Annotated in this window: 15 protein-coding genes and 2 pseudogenes; 5 read left to right on the plus strand and 12 right to left on the minus strand. The window is 71.5% G+C overall.

Annotation, left to right across the window (positions count from 1 at the left end):
* Positions 1 to 11 precede the first annotated feature (11 nt).
* Positions 12 to 755 (plus strand): Clp protease N-terminal domain-containing protein, encoded by a 744-nt coding sequence (locus ACWCQ6_RS09890; protein WP_451087283.1) that lies wholly within the window; start codon positions 12 to 14, stop codon positions 753 to 755.
* A 347-nt stretch (positions 756 to 1,102) separates the two neighbouring features.
* Here the strand turns inward: ACWCQ6_RS09890 and ACWCQ6_RS09895 are convergent, their stop codons facing one another.
* The gene (locus tag ACWCQ6_RS09895; RefSeq protein WP_451087285.1) at positions 1,103 to 1,678 is read right to left on the minus strand and encodes a histidine phosphatase family protein; all 576 of its coding nucleotides are present in this window, start codon (positions 1,676 to 1,678) and stop codon (positions 1,103 to 1,105) included.
* A gap of 300 nt (positions 1,679 to 1,978) precedes the next feature.
* On the opposite strand from ACWCQ6_RS09895, the pseudogene ACWCQ6_RS09900 reads away from it, so the two are divergent.
* Positions 1,979 to 2,207, plus strand: a pseudogene (locus ACWCQ6_RS09900) (EamA family transporter); the annotation flags it as partial.
* Between the two features lie 42 nt (positions 2,208 to 2,249).
* Entirely contained in the window at positions 2,250 to 2,462 is a 213-nt protein-coding gene (locus ACWCQ6_RS09905; protein WP_451087287.1) for a DUF1918 domain-containing protein, read from the plus strand.
* Positions 2,463 to 2,560: 98 nt separating this feature from the next.
* On the opposite strand, the gene ACWCQ6_RS09910 is transcribed toward ACWCQ6_RS09905, so the two are convergent.
* Positions 2,561 to 3,853, minus strand: a complete 1,293-nt coding sequence (locus ACWCQ6_RS09910; RefSeq protein WP_451087289.1) for a glycoside hydrolase family 10 protein — start codon at positions 3,851 to 3,853, stop codon at positions 2,561 to 2,563.
* A 189-nt stretch (positions 3,854 to 4,042) separates the two neighbouring features.
* On the opposite strand from ACWCQ6_RS09910, the gene ACWCQ6_RS09915 reads away from it, so the two are divergent.
* Positions 4,043 to 4,903, plus strand: a complete 861-nt coding sequence (locus ACWCQ6_RS09915; protein WP_451087291.1) for a 3-hydroxybutyryl-CoA dehydrogenase — start codon at positions 4,043 to 4,045, stop codon at positions 4,901 to 4,903.
* Positions 4,904 to 4,975: 72 nt separating this feature from the next.
* On the opposite strand, the pseudogene ACWCQ6_RS09920 reads toward ACWCQ6_RS09915, so the two are convergent.
* The 9 genes and pseudogenes from ACWCQ6_RS09920 to infC form a co-directional block, all read right to left on the minus strand.
* Positions 4,976 to 5,477 (minus strand): annotated as a pseudogene (locus tag ACWCQ6_RS09920) (NUDIX domain-containing protein).
* Between the two features lie 139 nt (positions 5,478 to 5,616).
* Positions 5,617 to 6,966, minus strand: a complete 1,350-nt coding sequence (locus tag ACWCQ6_RS09925; protein WP_451087293.1) for a transcriptional regulator — start codon at positions 6,964 to 6,966, stop codon at positions 5,617 to 5,619.
* Positions 6,967 to 7,388: 422 nt separating this feature from the next.
* Positions 7,389 to 9,902: a phenylalanine--tRNA ligase subunit beta gene (pheT, locus tag ACWCQ6_RS09930; protein WP_451087295.1), complete on the minus strand. Its 2,514-nt coding sequence runs from the start codon at positions 9,900 to 9,902 to the stop codon at positions 7,389 to 7,391.
* Positions 9,902 to 11,029 carry a phenylalanine--tRNA ligase subunit alpha gene (gene pheS / locus ACWCQ6_RS09935; RefSeq protein WP_451087297.1) on the minus strand — a complete coding sequence of 376 codons (1,128 nt, stop codon included), beginning with the start codon at positions 11,027 to 11,029 and terminating at the stop codon, positions 9,902 to 9,904. The genes pheT and pheS overlap by 1 nt, the downstream gene beginning before the upstream one ends.
* Before the next feature lie 147 nt (positions 11,030 to 11,176).
* Positions 11,177 to 12,340, minus strand: coding sequence for an ATP-binding protein (locus ACWCQ6_RS09940; protein WP_451087299.1), 1,164 nt, complete (start codon positions 12,338 to 12,340; stop codon positions 11,177 to 11,179).
* A 103-nt stretch (positions 12,341 to 12,443) separates the two neighbouring features.
* Entirely contained in the window at positions 12,444 to 13,274 is an 831-nt protein-coding gene (locus ACWCQ6_RS09945; RefSeq protein WP_451087301.1) for a TrmH family RNA methyltransferase, read from the minus strand.
* A 125-nt stretch (positions 13,275 to 13,399) separates the two neighbouring features.
* Positions 13,400 to 13,783, minus strand: a complete 384-nt coding sequence (gene rplT, locus ACWCQ6_RS09950; RefSeq protein WP_189543645.1) for a 50S ribosomal protein L20 — start codon at positions 13,781 to 13,783, stop codon at positions 13,400 to 13,402.
* A gap of 109 nt (positions 13,784 to 13,892) precedes the next feature.
* On the minus strand, positions 13,893 to 14,087 hold the full coding sequence (gene rpmI / locus ACWCQ6_RS09955; RefSeq protein ID WP_451087304.1) for a 50S ribosomal protein L35: 195 nt from the start codon (positions 14,085 to 14,087) through the stop codon (positions 13,893 to 13,895).
* Between the two features lie 121 nt (positions 14,088 to 14,208).
* Positions 14,209 to 14,907, minus strand: a complete 699-nt coding sequence (gene infC, locus ACWCQ6_RS09960) for a translation initiation factor IF-3 (protein WP_451087306.1) — start codon at positions 14,905 to 14,907, stop codon at positions 14,209 to 14,211.
* 340 nt (positions 14,908 to 15,247) lie between these two features.
* On the opposite strand from infC, the gene ACWCQ6_RS09965 reads away from it, so the two are divergent.
* Complete coding sequence (locus ACWCQ6_RS09965; RefSeq protein WP_451087308.1) at positions 15,248 to 15,610, plus strand: DUF1844 domain-containing protein; 363 nt, start codon at positions 15,248 to 15,250, stop codon at positions 15,608 to 15,610.
* Positions 15,611 to 15,849: 239 nt separating this feature from the next.
* Here ACWCQ6_RS09965 and ACWCQ6_RS09970 read toward each other — a convergent pair whose 3' ends face one another.
* Positions 15,850 to 16,578, minus strand: a complete 729-nt coding sequence (locus tag ACWCQ6_RS09970) for an SseB family protein (RefSeq protein WP_451087310.1) — start codon at positions 16,576 to 16,578, stop codon at positions 15,850 to 15,852.
* Positions 16,579 to 16,641: the final 63 nt, after the last annotated feature.

The following is a 16,641-nucleotide window of genomic DNA, read 5'->3' on the forward strand; positions in this document are numbered from 1 at the left end:
ACGGTTGACGCATGGTGAATCCCGTACGCCCGACGCATCCCGTACGCCTCGACGACCTGATCGAGGCCATCAAGAAGGTGCACACCGACGCCCTCGACCAGCTCTCCGACGCGGTGATCGCCGCGGACCACCTCGGCGACATCGCCGACCATCTGATCGGCCACTTCGTGGACCAGGCCCGGCGCTCGGGCGCCTCCTGGACCGAGATCGGCAAGAGCATGGGGGTGACCAGGCAGGCGGCCCAGAAGCGGTTCGTCACCAAGGACCCCGGTGAGGTGTCGAATCTCGACCCCAGCCAGGGGTTCAGCCGCTTCACCCCGCGGGCCAGGAACGTCGTGATGGCCGCGCAGAACGAGGCCCGCGCGGCACACAACGACGAGGTGGGCACAGCGCACCTGGTGCTGGGGCTGCTCAGCGAGCCGGAAGGGCTGGGCGCCGCGTTCGTCACGACCCAGGGCATCACGCTGGAGGACGTCCGTCGAGCCGCGACCGAGGCGCTGCCACCGACCGTGACCGGCGAGCTGCCGGATCTCGTCCCGTACGACGCCGGGGCCCGCAAGGCGCTCGAGCTGACGTTCCGGGAGGCCCTGCGGATGGGCCACAACCACATCGGAACCGAGCACATCCTGCTCGCGCTGCTGGAGCAGGAGGACGGTGCGGGTGTGCTGACGGAACTCGGCATCGACAAGGCGGCCGCCGAGGCCGGCATCGCCGAGGCCCTCACCCTCCTCACCGGCCCGCGGGAGGAGGACTGACGGTGAGGCGCCGGGTCCGCCGGACGCCCCGGCGGACCCGGCGCCGTTCGTCGCACCCCGGCGACGGCCCGACCGCAACGAATTCCGGCCAGTGCGCGGCGACCGGGGCGCCGAGGCCCGCGAGGCCCCCGGCCGACGAGGACCGGGGTGCACCGAGCAGTCGCCCCTGTCCGCTCACCGGACGCTGACCAGGGCCGCCCGTTCCATAGCCGGACGCGGACGCCGCCCGCACGGTTGCCCCGGAGACGGACCGCGGGCCCGTCGGCACGGACAGCGATCGCGGCACCCGGCTCCCCGTACTCCCGGAAATCCACCGGAAATTTCTTCGGGAATTCCTCCGGGAAATTTCAGCGGACCCCCGCTTCGAGCCTGAGACTCCAGCGGCCAGGCACACCCGTGAGCGTGACCGTGGAGAGCGGCCCGACGTCCACGCTCCAGTACGTCGACGGCGGCGCCTTGAGCGCGTAGACGAGCGCGGCCCGGACGACCGCCGGTTCGGCCACGGCGACGATGGCGCCGTCGCATGCGGGGCGGGTGTCCAGCCAGCCCCCTATCCGCGAGATGAACGCGAGCAGCGGTTCACCGCCGTGCGGGGCCGAGCGAGGATCTGCCAGCCAGACATCGACCGCCGCGGGTTCGCATGCTGTGACGTCGGCGAGGGTCCAGCCGCGCCAGCGGCCCATGTCGCAGTCGCGCAGGGCCGGCTGGACGAGCGGGGCGAAGCCCAGCGCGTCACCGGTCGCGCGGCTGCGCGGAGTCGGCGAGCAGTAGCGCAACTCGGCAGCGCCCAGCGGCATGAGAGCGGGCGCGGCGAGCCGTATCTCGTACAGACCGGTGTGGTCGAGCGGCCGGTCGTCGTCGAAGCGCTCGGCGAGCACGGCGGAGCTGCCTGCCGCGGCGACCAGCGAGACTCTGGAAGTCATGGCGGCGATCGTGGATCCGAACAACCTTCCGGTCAAGAGGGCCTTCACGAGTCCTTCCGGCCCGGCTCGGACCGCGGCGGATCGGGCGGCACCTGCCCTCGATTGGCTTGAAGCGGCCTTCCCAGAGGGCGCGCGGGCCACCCCGGTCAGGGCCGGAAGCCGCCCGCGGAACCGGTCAGGACTTCGTCGCCGGCGGTGCGCAGCCGGCGATCCCCTCGGCGATCTCGGCCGCCCCGGCGACCGCGGCGAGGCTCAGCCGAATCCGTGGTGGGAGGGGGCTCCGCGCAGAAGTACGGGCGGCGCGGGATGGCGGCGATCGGGGTGCGCTGGCTGTGCGGCTCCGGCTCGCGCAGCCGCTGCTGACCCTGGTGTGGTCGTTCCTCCTCTCGGCGAGACGGTCTCGGCGGCGGCACCGGTGGCGGCTCTCGCGGTGCTCGCCTGCATCACGGCCGCCCGGCGGGCGGGGCGGGCCCGGCGTCCACGACGAGCCGGACCCGCTCCACCGGGCGAAGTCGCCTTCCGGTCATAGACTTGTCGACATGGACCGCCACCTGTGAGGAGGTCAGTCCCTATGGAGGCACACACGGGCGACCGGCTGCTGATACACGGCAGGACCGTGGGGCAGCACGACAAGGTCGCAGAGATCGTCGAAGTGCTCGGGGCCGGGGGCACTCCCCCGTTCCGCGTCCGCTTCGAGGACGGACACGAACACCTGATTTCACCCGGTCCCGACAGCGTCGTACAGCACACCCACGGCCGGAAGCAGGCTCCGGAGACTCCGTAGCGGCCTCCGGCGGGCGGCACTGCTCTTCGCCCCCGGGCTGCGGGCGGGCCGGCCGGATACCGGCGGCCCGCCCCGACATCGCGTCCGCTCCGCTGCTGTCAGCGGGGCGGGCGCACCCGGTTTCGGTAGTGGTCGCCGACCACCTGGTCCATGGCCCCGATCCGGTCCGTGACCACGTCCTTCCCGGAGAAGTAGACATGACCGCGCACCTGGTCGTACCCGGCGGCGAGGTCGAGGTGCCGGGAGAGTTCGGCCGGGTCCTGCCAGGCGGCGGGCTGGGCGGGGTCGCCGGCCTTGTAGAGCGCCTCACCCACGAACAGGTCGACGCCCGTACCGCGTACGGTCTCGTTCCACCAGGGCAGCAGCTTGGCGTAGTCGGCGGCGGCGAAGCCGATGTTCCAGTAGACCTGCGGGCAGATGTAGTCGATCCAGCCCTTCCTGACCCAGCCGCGGGTGTCGGCGTACAGATCGTCGTAGGTCTGCACCCCCGCCCTGGTGTCGGAGCCGAGCGGGTCGGTGGCGGCGTTGCGCCAGACCCCGAACGGGCTGATCCCGAACCGGACGTTCTTCTTGATCTCCTTGATCCGCTCGGCGGTCTCGCGCACCAGCTTGTCGGTGTTGTCGCGCCGCCAGGAGGCCTTGTCCGGGAAGCCCGCGCCGTATGTGGCGTACGTGGCGTCGTCGTCGAAGACCTGCCCGGCCACCGGGTACGGGTAGAAGTAGTCGTCCCAGTGCACGGCGTCGATGTCGTAACGGCGGACCGCGTCGAGCATCGCGTCCTGGACGAAACGGCGGACCTCGGGGATTCCGGGGTTGTAGTAGAGCTTCCCGCCGTACGGCAGGACCCACTCGGGGTGCAGTCTGGCCGGGTGGGTGGCGACCAGCCGGGACGGGTCGGTGTGGTTGGCGACCCGGTACGGGTTGAACCAGGCGTGCAGTTCCAGGCCGCAGCGGTGGGCCTCGGCGACGGCAGTGCCCAGCGGGTCCCAGCCGGGGTCCTTGCCCTGGACACCGGTGAGGTACTGGGCCCACGGCTCGTAGGGCGAGGGCCACAGCGCGTCGGCGGTCGGCCGGACCTGGAGGATGACGGTGTTCAGCCGCCGGTCCACGGCCTCGTCGAGGTACGCGATCAGCTCGGCGCGCTGCGCGGCCGGTGTCAGGCCGGGCTTCGAGGGCCAGTCGAGATTGGCGACGGTGGCGACCCACATGCCGCGCAGCTCGCGCCGTGCGTCATGGTGAGAGCCCTTGCGGGCCGGCGCCCCGGTGCCCTCGGCACCGGCCTGCCGGAGCGGGACCGCGACGGCGTCACCGGCCGCGGTGACACCGCTCACCACCCCCGCAACCACCCCGGCCGCACCCGCCACAAAGCCTCTTCGGCCCAATTGCCGCATTTCGCTGCACCTGCCGTCTCTCTGTCTGCATCCGTCACCCGGGTATCAGGGCGCAACGCAGAGCATGCCCGCCCCGGCCCACGATGACCCCTGGGTCGCGGAGTAACGTCGGGGGGTCGGGGCGGGCACCGGAATCAGACGGGAACCTGCGACACACAGAACAGCGAAAGGCACGAGGTGACGGACTCTATGGCCGACATTGCACGCGTCGGAGTGGTGGGCTGTGGCCAGATGGGCGCGGGTATCGCGGAGGTGTGCGCGCGCAGCGGTCTTGAGGTCATGGTGGCCGAGACCACCGGCGAGGCGTTGGAGATCGGCCGCACCCGGCTGTACAACTCCCTCTCGAAGGCCGCCGAGCGAGGCAAGATCACTGCCGAGGAGCGCGACGAGACGCTCGCCCGGCTGAGCTTCACCACGGACCTGGGCGAGTTCGCCGACCGCGATCTCGTCATCGAGGCCGTCGTGGAGAACGAGCAGGTCAAGACCGAGATCTTCCAGGTGCTCGACCAGGTGGTGACCCGGCAGGACGCGATTCTCGCCTCGAACACCTCCTCCATCCCGCTGGTGAAGCTGGCTGTGGCGACCTCCCGCCCGGACCAGGTCATCGGCATCCACTTCTTCAACCCGGCCCCGGTGCAGAAGCTCGTCGAGCTGATCCCCGCGCTGACGACGTCCGACGAGACGATCAAGCGTTCCGAGGCCCTGGTGCAGGACGTGCTCGGCAAGCACCCGATCCGCGCCCAGGACCGCTCGGGCTTCGTCGTCAACGCGCTGCTGATTCCGTATCTGCTCTCCGCGATCCGGATGTTCGAGTCGGGGATCGCCAGCCGTGAGGACATCGACAACGGCATGGAGCTCGGCTGCGCCCACCCCATGGGCCCGCTCAAGCTCTCCGACCTGATCGGTCTCGACACGGTGGCCTCGGTCGCCGACTCGATGTACGCGGAGTTCAAGGAGCCGCTGTACGCCGCTCCCCCGCTGCTCCAGCGCATGGTGGACGCGGGCAGGCTCGGCCGCAAGACCGGCTCGGGCTTCTACCCGTACTCCTGATCCTTCCTTCGTGCCCGTACGGGGCCGGACCGGGCGATCCCCGGTCCGGCCCCGTACGCGGTTCGCGGTGGCTCAGCCCAGCCGTAGGTGGTGGAGCATCATCAGCCCGGCCGCCATGCCCGCGGCCGGTACCTCACCGCGGGCGATCATGTCCGGGACCAGCTCGAGCGGTATCCACTCGCGGCGCGAGGACTCGAAGGCGTCGCTGGGCCGGCCGGTCCAGCAGGCCTCCTCGGACCAGTAGAGGTGGTGCCGGGCGTCGGTGAGGCCGTTCGACGGCTCCACGGTCAGCAGCGGGTGCACCGGCCCGCCCGGGGCGCCAGCCGGTCTCCTCCTCCATCTCCCGGGCGGCGGCCGCGATGTCCTCGCCGTCCTCGACGACGCCCGCGGCGAGCTCCCAGCCCCAGCTGTCCGTGATGAACCGGTGCCGCCAGAGCAGGAGCACCTCGTTGGCCTCGTTGACGACGGTGGCCGCCGCGACGGGGCGGAGCCGGATCGGGTAGTGGTCGAGATGGCCGCCGCCAGGGATGACCACATCCGCCAGATTGACCCGGAACCAGCGGTTCTTATACACAGTTTGTTCGTTCAGGTTCACCCATTGCGCGTTTCTGCCACCCTCCGACAAGTGGGTGACAACATCGCAGCAGGAGCAGCGCCGGAACGGAACGTACCGGTCCTCATGGCTGCGAGCGGGGCGCGCGGCGGATACGCGGTCACAGCGGTACGCGCAACGCCCCGTCGATCAGTTCGGCCGCCCGTCCCGCGTCGGCGCAGCCGCTCGCGACCAGATCCTCGCGCACGGCACGCAGCCGGTCGCGCAGCCGACGCGACTCCATGCCCCTGGCCCGCTCCGTCATCTCCGCGGCCGTGACCGCCGCCCGGTCCGCTTCGCCCTGGCGCAGCTCGATATGGGTCAGCATGGCCAGCCGGTGCACCCGGCCCCGGTCGTGTGCCGGGATCCGTACGGCCTTCGCCGCGTGTTCCCTGGCCCCCGGCAGATCACCGATGCCCAGCAGCGCCTCGGCCACCTGCACATCGACGAGGCCCGGTTGGACGTACCCCGTCTCGTCCGGCTCATGGCCCGGTCTGATCCGCTCGGCCTCCGACTCGGCGCGCCGGATGCACTCCCGGGCGCCGCTCGCATCGCCGAGGCGGGCATACGCCTTGGCCTGCATCGCGTACAGGTCGGCGGCGAGCGCGGGGCTGATGTGGCCTCCGGCGCCCCGGAGCGCCGCCTGGGCGAAGGCCACGGACTGCCGGTAGTCGGCGAGGTGGAGCGACTGGTTGACCAGCAGGGCGACCACATAGCCGCCGAACCCCTTGTCCCCGCTGGACTTGGCCATCCTCAGCGCCTGGTGGAAGTAGCGCTGGGCGAGCCCGTGCGCGTCGGAGTCGTAGGCGCAGATCCCCGCGACCGCCACCAGACCTCCCGCCGCCCGGTGCAGCCTGCGGCCCATCGCGTCGGTGCAACCGCCGCGCAGCAGTGGGGCGGTCTCGGCGTTGAGGAAGCCGACGATGCGCGACCGGGTCGCGATTCCGCCTGCCCGGCGGTACATCAGTTCGTAGTGGGCACGGGCCGCGCGCAGCGTCACTATGTCGGCCACGGAGACGCGGTTCGGCCCGCCGCGCGAGACGTCGGCGTCCTCCGGCGGGTTCTCCCACTCCCAGACGGGCATCACCGCCGAGGTGCCGGTGACGGCGGCCGGGGTGAGGCCGTGCGGGCGCTGCGCCTCGTCGGAACGCCACAGCGCGGTGGCCCGGTCGACGAAGCCGGTGAGCGAGGAGGCGGGCCCCCCCGCGCCGGTGCCCGGGCTCGCCATACCGATGTCGTCCAGTGAAACGGGCCTGGTCAGACGAGTCCCGAGCACCTCGCAGATCAGGTCGGGCACCTGACCGCGCGGGCGCTGCCCCTTCAGCCAGCGGGCCACCGCCGTGTGTTCGTACCGCAGACGCAGCCCCCGGGAGCGACCGGCCCGGTTGATGTGCGCGGCGAGACCCGCGCGGGAGACGCCCGCCTCCTCGATCAGGGCAGCCAGCAGAATGTTGGGCTCCGTTGCCCCCATGTGCCCCTCCGGTGGTTCGGCACGCCGAGGCGTGTCGCACCAGTGGAGCACGATTCACACGGGGTGTGAACGGAATGCCCGAACCGTCCCGCTGCGCACCCTGTTGCGCCGACGCGTGGGTCGGTTGAATCAGTCGTCTCGCGAGAGGCGGACGGGTCGTCTGCTCCCCCTCGTACAGTACGACGACCCGCACCCGCACCGTCCGCTCTGCCAACCTGCCCGACCCTTCGTGGCAGCGCGGACGGTGCCGGACCGCACGACCCACTGCCCATGGATCGGAGGGTGGCTGCGGGGTCGGCTCGGAGCCGGGTTCCCCCGGGCCGCGCCGGGGCCCGGGTGCGGTCCTCGCCGCTCGGCGAGCATGCGGGAGGGGCGCACCCGGTCACCGGATGCGCCCCTCCTCGCCGTGTCCGCGCCGGACGCTACGCGCCCCGCAGCACCGCGCCCGTCCGCTCGGCGGCGAGAGCCACCGCCGCGTCGCGTGCGGCCGTCGCCTCGTCGACGGTCAGCGTGCGGTCCGCCGCGCGGAAGCGCAGCGCGTACGCCAGGGACTTGCGGCCCGCGCCGATCTGCTCGCCGGTGAAGACGTCGAACAGCCGCACCGATTCGAGCAGTTCGCCCGCACCCTCGCGCAGCGCCCGCTCGACGTCGGCGGCCGGGACATTCTCCGCGACGATCAGCGCGACGTCCTGGGTCGCCACCGGGAAGGCGGAGATCCGGGGCGCCTGGAGCGTGCCGTCGACGGCCTGCTCCAGTACGTCGAGCTCGACCTCCATGGCGCAGGTGCGCTCCGGCAGGTGAAGGTCCTTCACGACGCGCGGGTGCAGCTCACCGGCGTGCCCGAAGAGGGTCTCCTCGCCGTTCACCATGACGTACAGCGCGGCGCACCGGCCCGGGTGCCACGGCGCGTTCCGGTCGCTGCGGACGGTCACCTCGACGCCGGCCTCACGGGCGATCGTGCGGGCGGCCTCGATGGCGTCCGCCCAGTCGGCCGGGCGGCCCTTGCCCCACCAGCCGGCCTGCTCGCGGGCGCCTGCGAGGACGACCGCGGCACGGCGCGGCTGTCGCGGCAGCGAGGCGTCGAGCCCGACGATCTCCTCGTCGGTGGGACGACGGTCGACGGGCAGCCGGACGGTCCTGGTCTCGGCGCCGGTCGGCCTGAAGACCAGGCCGGTCTCGAAGAGCGCGAGGTCGTGGCTGCCGCGGCCGTCGTTGCGCCGCAGTGCGCCGAGCAGGCCCGGCAGCAGCGTGGTGCGCAGCGCCGGCTCCTCGTCGGAGAGCGGGTTGACGAGCTTGACGGTGCGGCGGCGGGCGTCGTCGGCGGCGAGCCCGAGCTGGTCGAGGACGGCCTCGCCGATGAACGGGTAGTTCAGCGCCTCGACGTAGCCGGCTCCGGCGAGCGCCCGGCCGACCCTGCGGTACAGCCGCTGACGGTCGGTGAGCCCACGGCCGGACGGCGGCGTCGGGAGGGTGGAGGGGAGGTTCTCGTAGCCCTCCAGGCGGATGACCTCTTCGGCAAGGTCGTTCGGTTCGCTGAGGTCGGGGCGCCAGGACGGCACGGTGACGATCAGCTCGTCCTGCCCGTAGACGTCGCAGCCGACCTCCTGGAGGCGGCGTACGACGGTCTCCCGGCCGTACGCGACACCGGCCACCCGGTCGGGGTGGTCGGCGGGCATCGCGATGGTGCGGGGCGCGGACGGTGCGCTGATCTCGGTGACCCCGGCCTCGGCGGTGCCGCCGGCGAGCAGCACCAGCAGGTCGACGGTGCGCTGCGCGGCGGCCGCCGCGGCCAGCGGGTCGGCGCCGCGCTCGAAGCGCTTGGACGCCTCGGAGGACAGCTTGTGGCGGCGTGCGGTCCGGGCGATCGAGATCGCGTCGAAGTGCGCGGCCTCGACGACGACCTCGGTGGTGCGGTGCTCGCCGTCCTGGACGTCCGCGATCTCGGTGTCGGCACCGCCCATGACGCCCGCGAGGCCGATCGGCCCGCGGTTGTCCGTGATGACCAGGTCCTCGGCGTCCAGGACGCGGACCGTGCCGTCGAGGGTGGTGAGCTTCTCGCCCTGCTGGGCGCGGCGCACGCCGATCGGCCCGTCGATCCGGGTGCGGTCGTAGGCGTGCAGCGGCTGGCCGAGCTCCAGCATCACGTAGTTGGTGATGTCGACGGTGAGCGAGATCGGGCGCATCCCGGCCTTCTGCAGCCGGCGCTGCATCCAGATCGGGGAGCGGGCCTCGGGGTCCAGTCCGACCACGGTCCGCGCGGTGAAGCGGTCGCAGCCCATCGGGTCGGCGACCTCGACCGGGTAGCCGTACGCATTCGGAGCGGGCACGTCCAGGAGCGCCGGGTCGCGCAGCGGCAGCCCGTACGCGATGGCGGTCTCGCGGGCGACGCCGCGCATGGAGAGGCAGTAGCCGCGGTCGGGCGTGACGGCGATGTCGAGGACCTCGTCGACGAGCTGGAGCAGCTCGATCGCGTCGGAGCCGGCCTCGTGCTCCGGCGGCAGCACGATGATGCCGTGCGTGCCGTCGTCGCCCATGCCGAGCTCGTCGGTGGAACAGATCATGCCGTGCGAGGTCTTGCCGTACGTCTTGCGTGCGGCGATCGCGAAGTCACCGGGCAGCACGGCGCCCGGGAGGACCACGACGACCTTGTCGCCGACGGCGAAATTGCGGGCGCCGCAGACGATCTCCTGCGGCTCGCCGGTGCCGTTGGCGTCGCCGACGTCGACCGTGCAGAAGCGGATGGGCTTCTTGAAGCCCTCCAGTTCCTCGATGGTCAGTACCTGTCCGACGACCAGCGGGCCCTTGAGGCCGGCGCCGATCTGCTCGACGGTCTCGACCTCCAGCCCCACGGCGACGAGCTTGGCCTGTACGTCACGGCCGGTCTCCGTCGCCGGCAGGTCGACGTACTCCCGCAGCCAGGAAAGCGGGACGCGCATCAGATCTCCATCCCGAACGGCCGGGTGAACCGGACGTCACCCTCGACCATGTCTCGCATGTCTTCTACGTTGTGGCGGAACATCAGCATCCGTTCGATGCCGAACCCGAAGGCGAATCCGCTGTACTTCTGGGGGTCGACACCGCAGGCGATGAGCACCTTGGGGTTGACCATGCCGCAGCCGCCGAGCTCGATCCAGCCCTCGCTGCCGCAGGTGCGGCAGGGGCGGTCCGGGTTGCCGACGGAGGCGCCGCGGCAGACGTAGCAGACCATGTCCATCTCGGCGGACGGCTCGGTGAACGGGAAGAAGTTCGGCCGCAGCCGGGTCTTCATGTCCGGACCGAAGAGCGCCTGGACCATGTGGTCGAGGGTGCCCTTGAGGTCGGCCATGGTGAGGCCCTCGTCGACGGCCAGCAGCTCGATCTGGTGGAAGACCGGGGTGTGCGTCGCGTCGAGCTCGTCGGTGCGGTAGACGCGTCCGGGGCAGACGACGTAGACGGGCGGCTCCCGGTCGAGCAGGGTGCGGGCCTGGACCGGCGAGGTGTGGGTACGCAGCACGACACCGGACTCGTCGTTCCTGGCGCCGTCGGCGCCCTGGACGAAGAAGGTGTCCTGCATCTGCCGGGCCGGGTGGTCGGGCACGAAGTTCAGGGCGTCGAAGTTGAACCACTCCGCCTCGACCTCGGGGCCCTCGGCGACCTCGTAGCCCATGGCCACGAAGACGTCCGAGACGCGCTCCATGATGGTCGTCAGGGGGTGGCGGGCACCGGCCGGGGTGCGGTCGTAGGGCAGCGTGACGTCCACCGCCTCCTCGACCAGCACGCGGGCGTCACGCTCGGCCTCCAGCTCCGCCTGGCGGGCGGCGAGGGCCTTGCCGACGGCGCCACGGGCCTGGCCCACGCGCTTGCCGGCCTCGGCCTTGGCCTGCGGCGGCAGTGCGCCGATCTCGCGGTTGGCGAGCGACAGCGGCGAGGTACCTCCGGTGTGCGCGGTCTTCGCCTGGGCGAGCGCGTCGAGGTCACCGGCGGCGGCGAAGGCGGCGAAGGCCTCGTCCCGCATGCGCTCGATCTCTTCCGGTTTCAGTGCCTCGACCTCGACTGGGTCGTACGACTTGTTCGGTGCCGACATCTCTTCCCGTGCTTCCGATTGGCTGATACTGCGCTTACCGGGGGAAAGCCCCGGACCCCCATGGCCCCGATCGACGACTGGAGGACGCAAAGGTGCCAAAGGTCGAGTCTAAGGGCCACAGGATGTGTGGGAGGCCCGTGGGCCCGCTCAGACCAGATAGGCCGGCGTGCTCACGGGCAGAATAAATCGGAATTCCGCGCCGCCGCCGGGGCCGCGTCCGACCGTGATCGTGCCGCCGTGCGCCTCGACGATGCCCTTGACGATGTAGAGGCCCAGGCCGGTGCCACCGCGCTTGCTTCCCCGCCAGAAGCGGGTGAAGACACGGCCCATCGACTCCTCGGGGATGCCGGGACCTTCGTCGCTCACGGTGACGGCCGTTCCCTTCTCGTCGCTTTTCGCCGGTGCGGGTGCGACTTCAATGGTGACGGTTCCCTCGCCGTGGCGCACCGCGTTTTCCAGGAGGTTGCCGAGCACCTGGTCGACCTTGTCCGGGTCGGCCCAGACCGCGGGCAGCGGCTGGCAGGTGCGGACGAGGAAGCGGTCGGGGTTCTGGCCGCTCGCGGTGAGGGCCTGGATGTGACGTTCGACGGCGGCGGAGAGGTCCACGGGCTGGCGGCGCAGCTCCAGGCGTCCGGAGTCGATACGGGAGATGTCGAGCAGTTCCGCGATGAGCCGGGTGACGCGGGCGGCGTCGGCGTCGACCGTCTCCAGCATCAGGCGCTTCTGGTCGTCGGTGAACCGCTCCCACTTGGCGAGGAGCGTCGCGGTGAAGCCCTTGACGGAGGTCAGCGGGGAGCGCAGCTCATGGGCGACCGTCGCGATCAGCTCGGCATGGCTGCGCTCGTTGCGGCGGCGGGCCTCGGTGCCTCGCAGTGAGATCACCACCCGGCGCACCGGGCCGGTGGGGTGCTCGCGCACGTAACGGGCGGAGACCAGGACCTCCCGGCCGCCGGGCAGCAGCAGATTGCGTTCGGGCTGGCCGACGCGGGTGGCGAGGCCGCCGTAGGGATCGGTCAGGGTCCACCAGCGGCGGCCTTTGAGGTCCTCCAGCGGCAGTGCGTGCTCCAGGGAACGGCCGAGGGCGGCGGCCCTGGGCATCGCGGTGATCCGGGCGGCGGCGGAGTTGAAGCAGATGACCCGGCCGGTCTCGTCGGCGACGACCAGACCGTCGGGCAGGTCGTCCGGATCGACGCCCACGTCCAAGGCTCTGAGCTCCCTGTTCCCGTCCGGTCCACCGGCCGTGCCAGGGGGCTCACCGGCGCGCACGACGGCCGCATGTGTCTCGCGCGGCCTGCTGATGCCGACAGCCATATCCCGTACCCCACCTCTCGAACCGGTGCAGTGGGCCCCCGAGTTCGCCAGCCTACTAGTCGTCGGTGACGGTGCGACACCCTGCGGTGGCGCGGAGGCGCGGTCACCTCGGGCGCTGGGCCCTGGCGGAGGCGTACAGGCAGACCGCGGCCGCCGTCGCGAGGTTGAGGCTCTCCGCCTTGCCGTGGATGGGCACCCGCACGACGGCGTCGGCCAGCGCCCGGGTCTCCTCCGGCAGGCCCCAGGCCTCGTTGCCGAAGACCCAGGCGGTCGGACCGCCCATGGTGCCCGCGTCGAGTTCGTCGTCGAGGTCGTCGTCGCCCGCGCCGTCGGCGGCGAGAATCCGTACGCCCGCCGCCCGGAGCCCCTGCACGGCCTGCTCGACCGGGACGCCGACGGCGACCGGCAGGTGGAAGAGCGAGCCGACCGAGGCCCGCACGGACTTCGGGTTGTAGAGGTCCACCGAGGCGTCGGTGAGCACGACGGCGTCGGCGCCCGCGGCGTCGGCGCAGCGCAGCACCGTACCGGCGTTCCCGGGGTCGCGTACATGGGCGAGGACGGCGACGAGTTTCGGCTTGGCGGCGAGGATCGCGTCGAACGGGGAGTCGAGGAAGCGGCAGACGCCGATCAGGCCCTGCGGGGTGACGGTCTGCGACACATCGGCGAGCACATCGCTGTCGGCGAGGTGCACCCGGGCGCCGGCCGTGTGGGCGGCGGTGACGATGTCGGCGTACCGCTCGGCCGCCTCGACGGTGGCGAACAGCTCGATCAGTGTCGGCCCGCCGTCGCTGCCGCGGTGCTCGGCGGCCTCGCGCACGGCCTGCGGCCCCTCGGCGATGAACCTGCGCTCCTTGCCGCGGAAGTTGCGCTTGGCCAGCCGCCGGGCGGCGGTGACGCGCGGCGATCGCGGGGAGATCAGTTCGGGGGTGCCCATGGTCGGCGGCGAGCCTCTCTGCGTACGGAGGTGACGGACGTGCGGAATGTGTCGTGCAACGCACCGGACCCGCAGACGGCGAGCGCCTGCGGGTCCGGCTCAGAAGACAGGAAGTGCGACCTGGATCAGGCGGCCTTCGGGGCGTTGACGTCGCTCGGGAGGGCCTTCTGGGCAACCTCGACGAGGGCGGCGAACGCGTTGCTGTCGTTGACCGCGAGCTCGGCCAGCATCTTGCGGTCCACCTCGATGTTGGCGGCCTTCAGACCCTGGATGAGGCGGTTGTACGTCATGCCGTTCTGGCGGGCGGCGGCGTTGATGCGCTGGATCCACAGCTGACGGAAGTCGCCCTTGCGCTTCTTGCGGTCGTTGTAGTTGTAGACGAGGGAGTGGGTGACCTGCTCCTTCGCCTTGCGGTACAGGCGGGAGCGCTGGCCCCGGTATCCGCTGGCCTGCTCGAGGATTGCCCGGCGCTTCTTGTGAGCGTTTACTGCCCGCTTGACGCGTGCCACTTTTTAACTCCTTGTAGCGGGGCCGTGGTTGGACTCACACGGCCCGGAAACGAATTGGTCCCGGTCTGAGTCGAGTGCGCCGCCCACGGGTTCACCGCGGGCCGCGGACTCACTTGCCGAGAAGCTTCTTGATCTTCTTGGCGTCGGACGGAGCCACTACGACCGTGCCGGTCAGCGAGCGGGTCTTCTTGGACGACTTGTGCTCAAGAAGGTGGCGCTTGCCTGCGCGCTCACGGATCACCTTGCCGGAGCCGGTGACCTTGAAGCGCTTGCTGGCACCGCTGTGCGTCTTGTTCTTCGGCATCGCGCCGTTCTCTCCTCGTCAGTGGCGCCCCTCGCGGTGCGGGCACCGGGCAGCAGGGGCGTCAGATCTTGGTGGGAATTCCGGGGGGACTCGGGGCCGCCTGGATGGCGGCCCCCTGAGGTCACGCCTCGGAAGGTGTCTCGGCCGAAGCCTCGGGCTGCGCCTGCGCAGCCTTGCCCGGGGCCTCGGCGTCGGGGGTGGAACCCTGACGCCCCGCCTTGCGGGCGGCCTGGGCCTCGCGGGCCTCGGCCATGGCTTCGGTCTTCTTCTTGTGCGGGCCCAGAACCATGATCATGTTCCGGCCGTCCTGCTTCGGGTTGGACTCGATGAAGCCGAGTTCCTCCACGTCCGAAGCCAGACGCTGGAGCAGTCGGAAGCCAAGCTCGGGGCGGGACTGCTCACGACCACGGAACATGATCGTGATCTTGACCTTGTCGCCCTGCTTGAGGAACCGGACGACGTGACCCTTCTTGGTGTCATAGTCGTGCGGGTCGATCTTCGGCCGGAGCTTCATCTCCTTGATGACCGTGTGCGCCTGGTTCTTGCGCGCCTCACGGGCCTTCATGGCCGACTCGTACTTGAACTTCCCGTAGTCCATGAGCTTGCACACGGGCGGACGGGCGGTCGCCGCCACCTCGACCAGGTCGAGGTCGTACTCCTGTGCGAGTTCCAGGGCCTTGGCAAGCGGAACAATCCCGACCTGCTCGCCGCTGGGACCGACAAGTCGCACCTCGGGAACGCGAATCCGGTCGTTGATGCGGGGCTCGGCGCTGATGGATCCTCCTCGGTAGCACCACGCGGCCGCCTGGCGGACAGCCACGTAACGTCTGTTTCGTGAGACCAACCGCACCAGTGCAATAAAAATGCCCCGGACGGGACACAGGCGGGGCTCCTGGAACAACCGGAACCGCCGCGGTCAACCGCGGGGCGCATCGGGCGGTCCCATCGTCCGTACGGAACGATGGTCACCACCTGACCGGATGACCCGCCGCCCCGAAGGACGGCCAGGTGGGAGATCGGAGCCTCCACTTGTGGGCCGGGCACATAGCTGCCCAGCCGGTCGTTACACCAGGCTAGCAGCTCCCCCGGGCGTGCGCTAACCGGCTGCCGTCCTGCTCCCGCGAGCAGGACGGCAGCGGCGTGCGCCTATCGTATGGCGCATGAGTGACGCGACCCCCACCACTGAATCCCCCGGCTTCGACGACATGGCCCGCGACATCGCGGAGGTGCCCGCGGTCGAGGTGATCGTGACGGTCGCGGTCAATCTGATGAGCGCCGCCGCCGTGAAGCTCGGGCTGACCGAGGACGGCGACGACCACAAGGACCTCGACGAGGCCCGCAAGCTGGTGCACGCGCTGGCCGGCCTGCTGGACGCCGGCACCACCGAGATCAGCTCCTTCCACGCGGCCCCGCTGCGGGACGGCCTGAAGTCGCTGCAGCTCGCGTTCCGCGAGGCGTCGCTGGTTCCGGACGAGCCCGGCCAGGGGCCCGGCGAGAAGTACACCGGCCCGGTCTTCGGCTGAGAGGCTTTCGGGTCTCCTCGGACCGGAGAGCGGACGCGGTCCGGCGCGTGCGATTCCAAGGCGGAGCCGAGAGCTCGGGGAAGGAGCGTCGTCGACCGACGACGACGCGGGAAGCGTGCGCACCAGGGCGTGGCAGCCCGGCCGGAGGTCACCCGACAGCCTCTGGGTCCCGCCCTGCCGTTCCCGTCCGTCTCCGTGAGCATGAGAGCCCCCGCCCTTCCGGGCAGGGGCTCTCGCGTTCAGCGGGTGAACAGGGGCTCGCCCGGCGCGGCGGCGTCGGCCGGCAGCAGAGCCAGGTCCAGTCCGCGCACCAGGCGGGCGCGCAGGACCTCGTCGGCCGCCAGCAGCTCCGCGACCCGGCGGGCCGCTTCGGCGGGGTCCGCGCCAGGGGCGAGGACGAGGGCGAGGGTGCCGTCGGCCCGGCCGGGGCCGAGGTGAGCCCGGAGCACGGCGGGCTCGGCGGCGACCGCGTTCCGCACCGCCGAGGTGACGGCCGGGTCGTCCAGCGGGTCGGCGCTGGTGCGGCCCTCGGCGAGGGCGAGCAGTGCGGGGCCGGTCAGCTCGAAGGCGACCGGGCCGGCGAGATCGAGGACGACCGTGTCCGCCTTCTCGTGCGCGGCGGCCTGCAGCGCCTGGTGCAGGGGTACGGCGACGGGGCGTGCCTGCGGGTCCCAGAGGGCCAGTGAGGCGGTCGAGGTGAAGGCGGGCAGGGCACGGCGGTCCCCCGCCTGGAGGGTGGGGACGGCCATGTCGCTGGTCTTCTCGCGACGCAGCCCCTTCTCGTCCACCTCCACCTCGCCGAGCACGGCGACGACCGGCACCAGGAGCCGGGTGCCCTTGAGTGCTTCGAGTACCGGGCCGACTGCCTTGCGGTCCTCTGCCCAGGCGGCCAGGGCCTCGGTCAGTGCGGGGTCGGCCGTGCCGTCGTCGTCGGAGTATCCGGGGTCCGGAATGTTCTTCAGCGCCACAGGGCGAGCGTAGTGCCTGGCCCTTACCGCCCTGCCGACAGGTCGGCATCTGCCGGTCCCCGG

The sequence above is a fragment of the Streptomyces sp. NPDC001880 genome (assembly GCF_053594575.1).

Excerpts from the sequence above, each read along its gene's own strand:
- ACWCQ6_RS09945 (WP_451087301.1), bottom strand. The coding sequence starts at position 13,274 with ATGGGCACCCCCGAACTGATCTCCCCGCGATCGCCGCGCGTCACCGCC.
- pheS (WP_451087297.1), bottom strand. The coding sequence starts at position 11,029 with ATGTCGGCACCGAACAAGTCGTACGACCCAGTCGAGGTCGAGGCACTG.
- ACWCQ6_RS09965 (WP_451087308.1), top strand. The coding sequence starts at position 15,248 with ATGAGTGACGCGACCCCCACCACTGAATCCCCCGGCTTCGACGACATG.
- ACWCQ6_RS09910 (WP_451087289.1), bottom strand. The coding sequence starts at position 3,853 with ATGCGGCAATTGGGCCGAAGAGGCTTTGTGGCGGGTGCGGCCGGGGTG.
- pheT (WP_451087295.1), bottom strand. The coding sequence starts at position 9,902 with ATGCGCGTCCCGCTTTCCTGGCTGCGGGAGTACGTCGACCTGCCGGCG.
- ACWCQ6_RS09890 (WP_451087283.1), top strand. The coding sequence starts at position 12 with ATGGTGAATCCCGTACGCCCGACGCATCCCGTACGCCTCGACGACCTG.
- ACWCQ6_RS09915 (WP_451087291.1), top strand. The coding sequence starts at position 4,043 with ATGGCCGACATTGCACGCGTCGGAGTGGTGGGCTGTGGCCAGATGGGC.
- ACWCQ6_RS09895 (WP_451087285.1), bottom strand. The coding sequence starts at position 1,678 with ATGACTTCCAGAGTCTCGCTGGTCGCCGCGGCAGGCAGCTCCGCCGTG.
- ACWCQ6_RS09940 (WP_451087299.1), bottom strand. The coding sequence starts at position 12,340 with ATGGCTGTCGGCATCAGCAGGCCGCGCGAGACACATGCGGCCGTCGTG.
- rpmI (WP_451087304.1), bottom strand. The coding sequence starts at position 14,087 with ATGCCGAAGAACAAGACGCACAGCGGTGCCAGCAAGCGCTTCAAGGTC.
- ACWCQ6_RS09905 (WP_451087287.1), top strand. The coding sequence starts at position 2,250 with ATGGAGGCACACACGGGCGACCGGCTGCTGATACACGGCAGGACCGTG.
- ACWCQ6_RS09925 (WP_451087293.1), bottom strand. The coding sequence starts at position 6,966 with ATGGGGGCAACGGAGCCCAACATTCTGCTGGCTGCCCTGATCGAGGAG.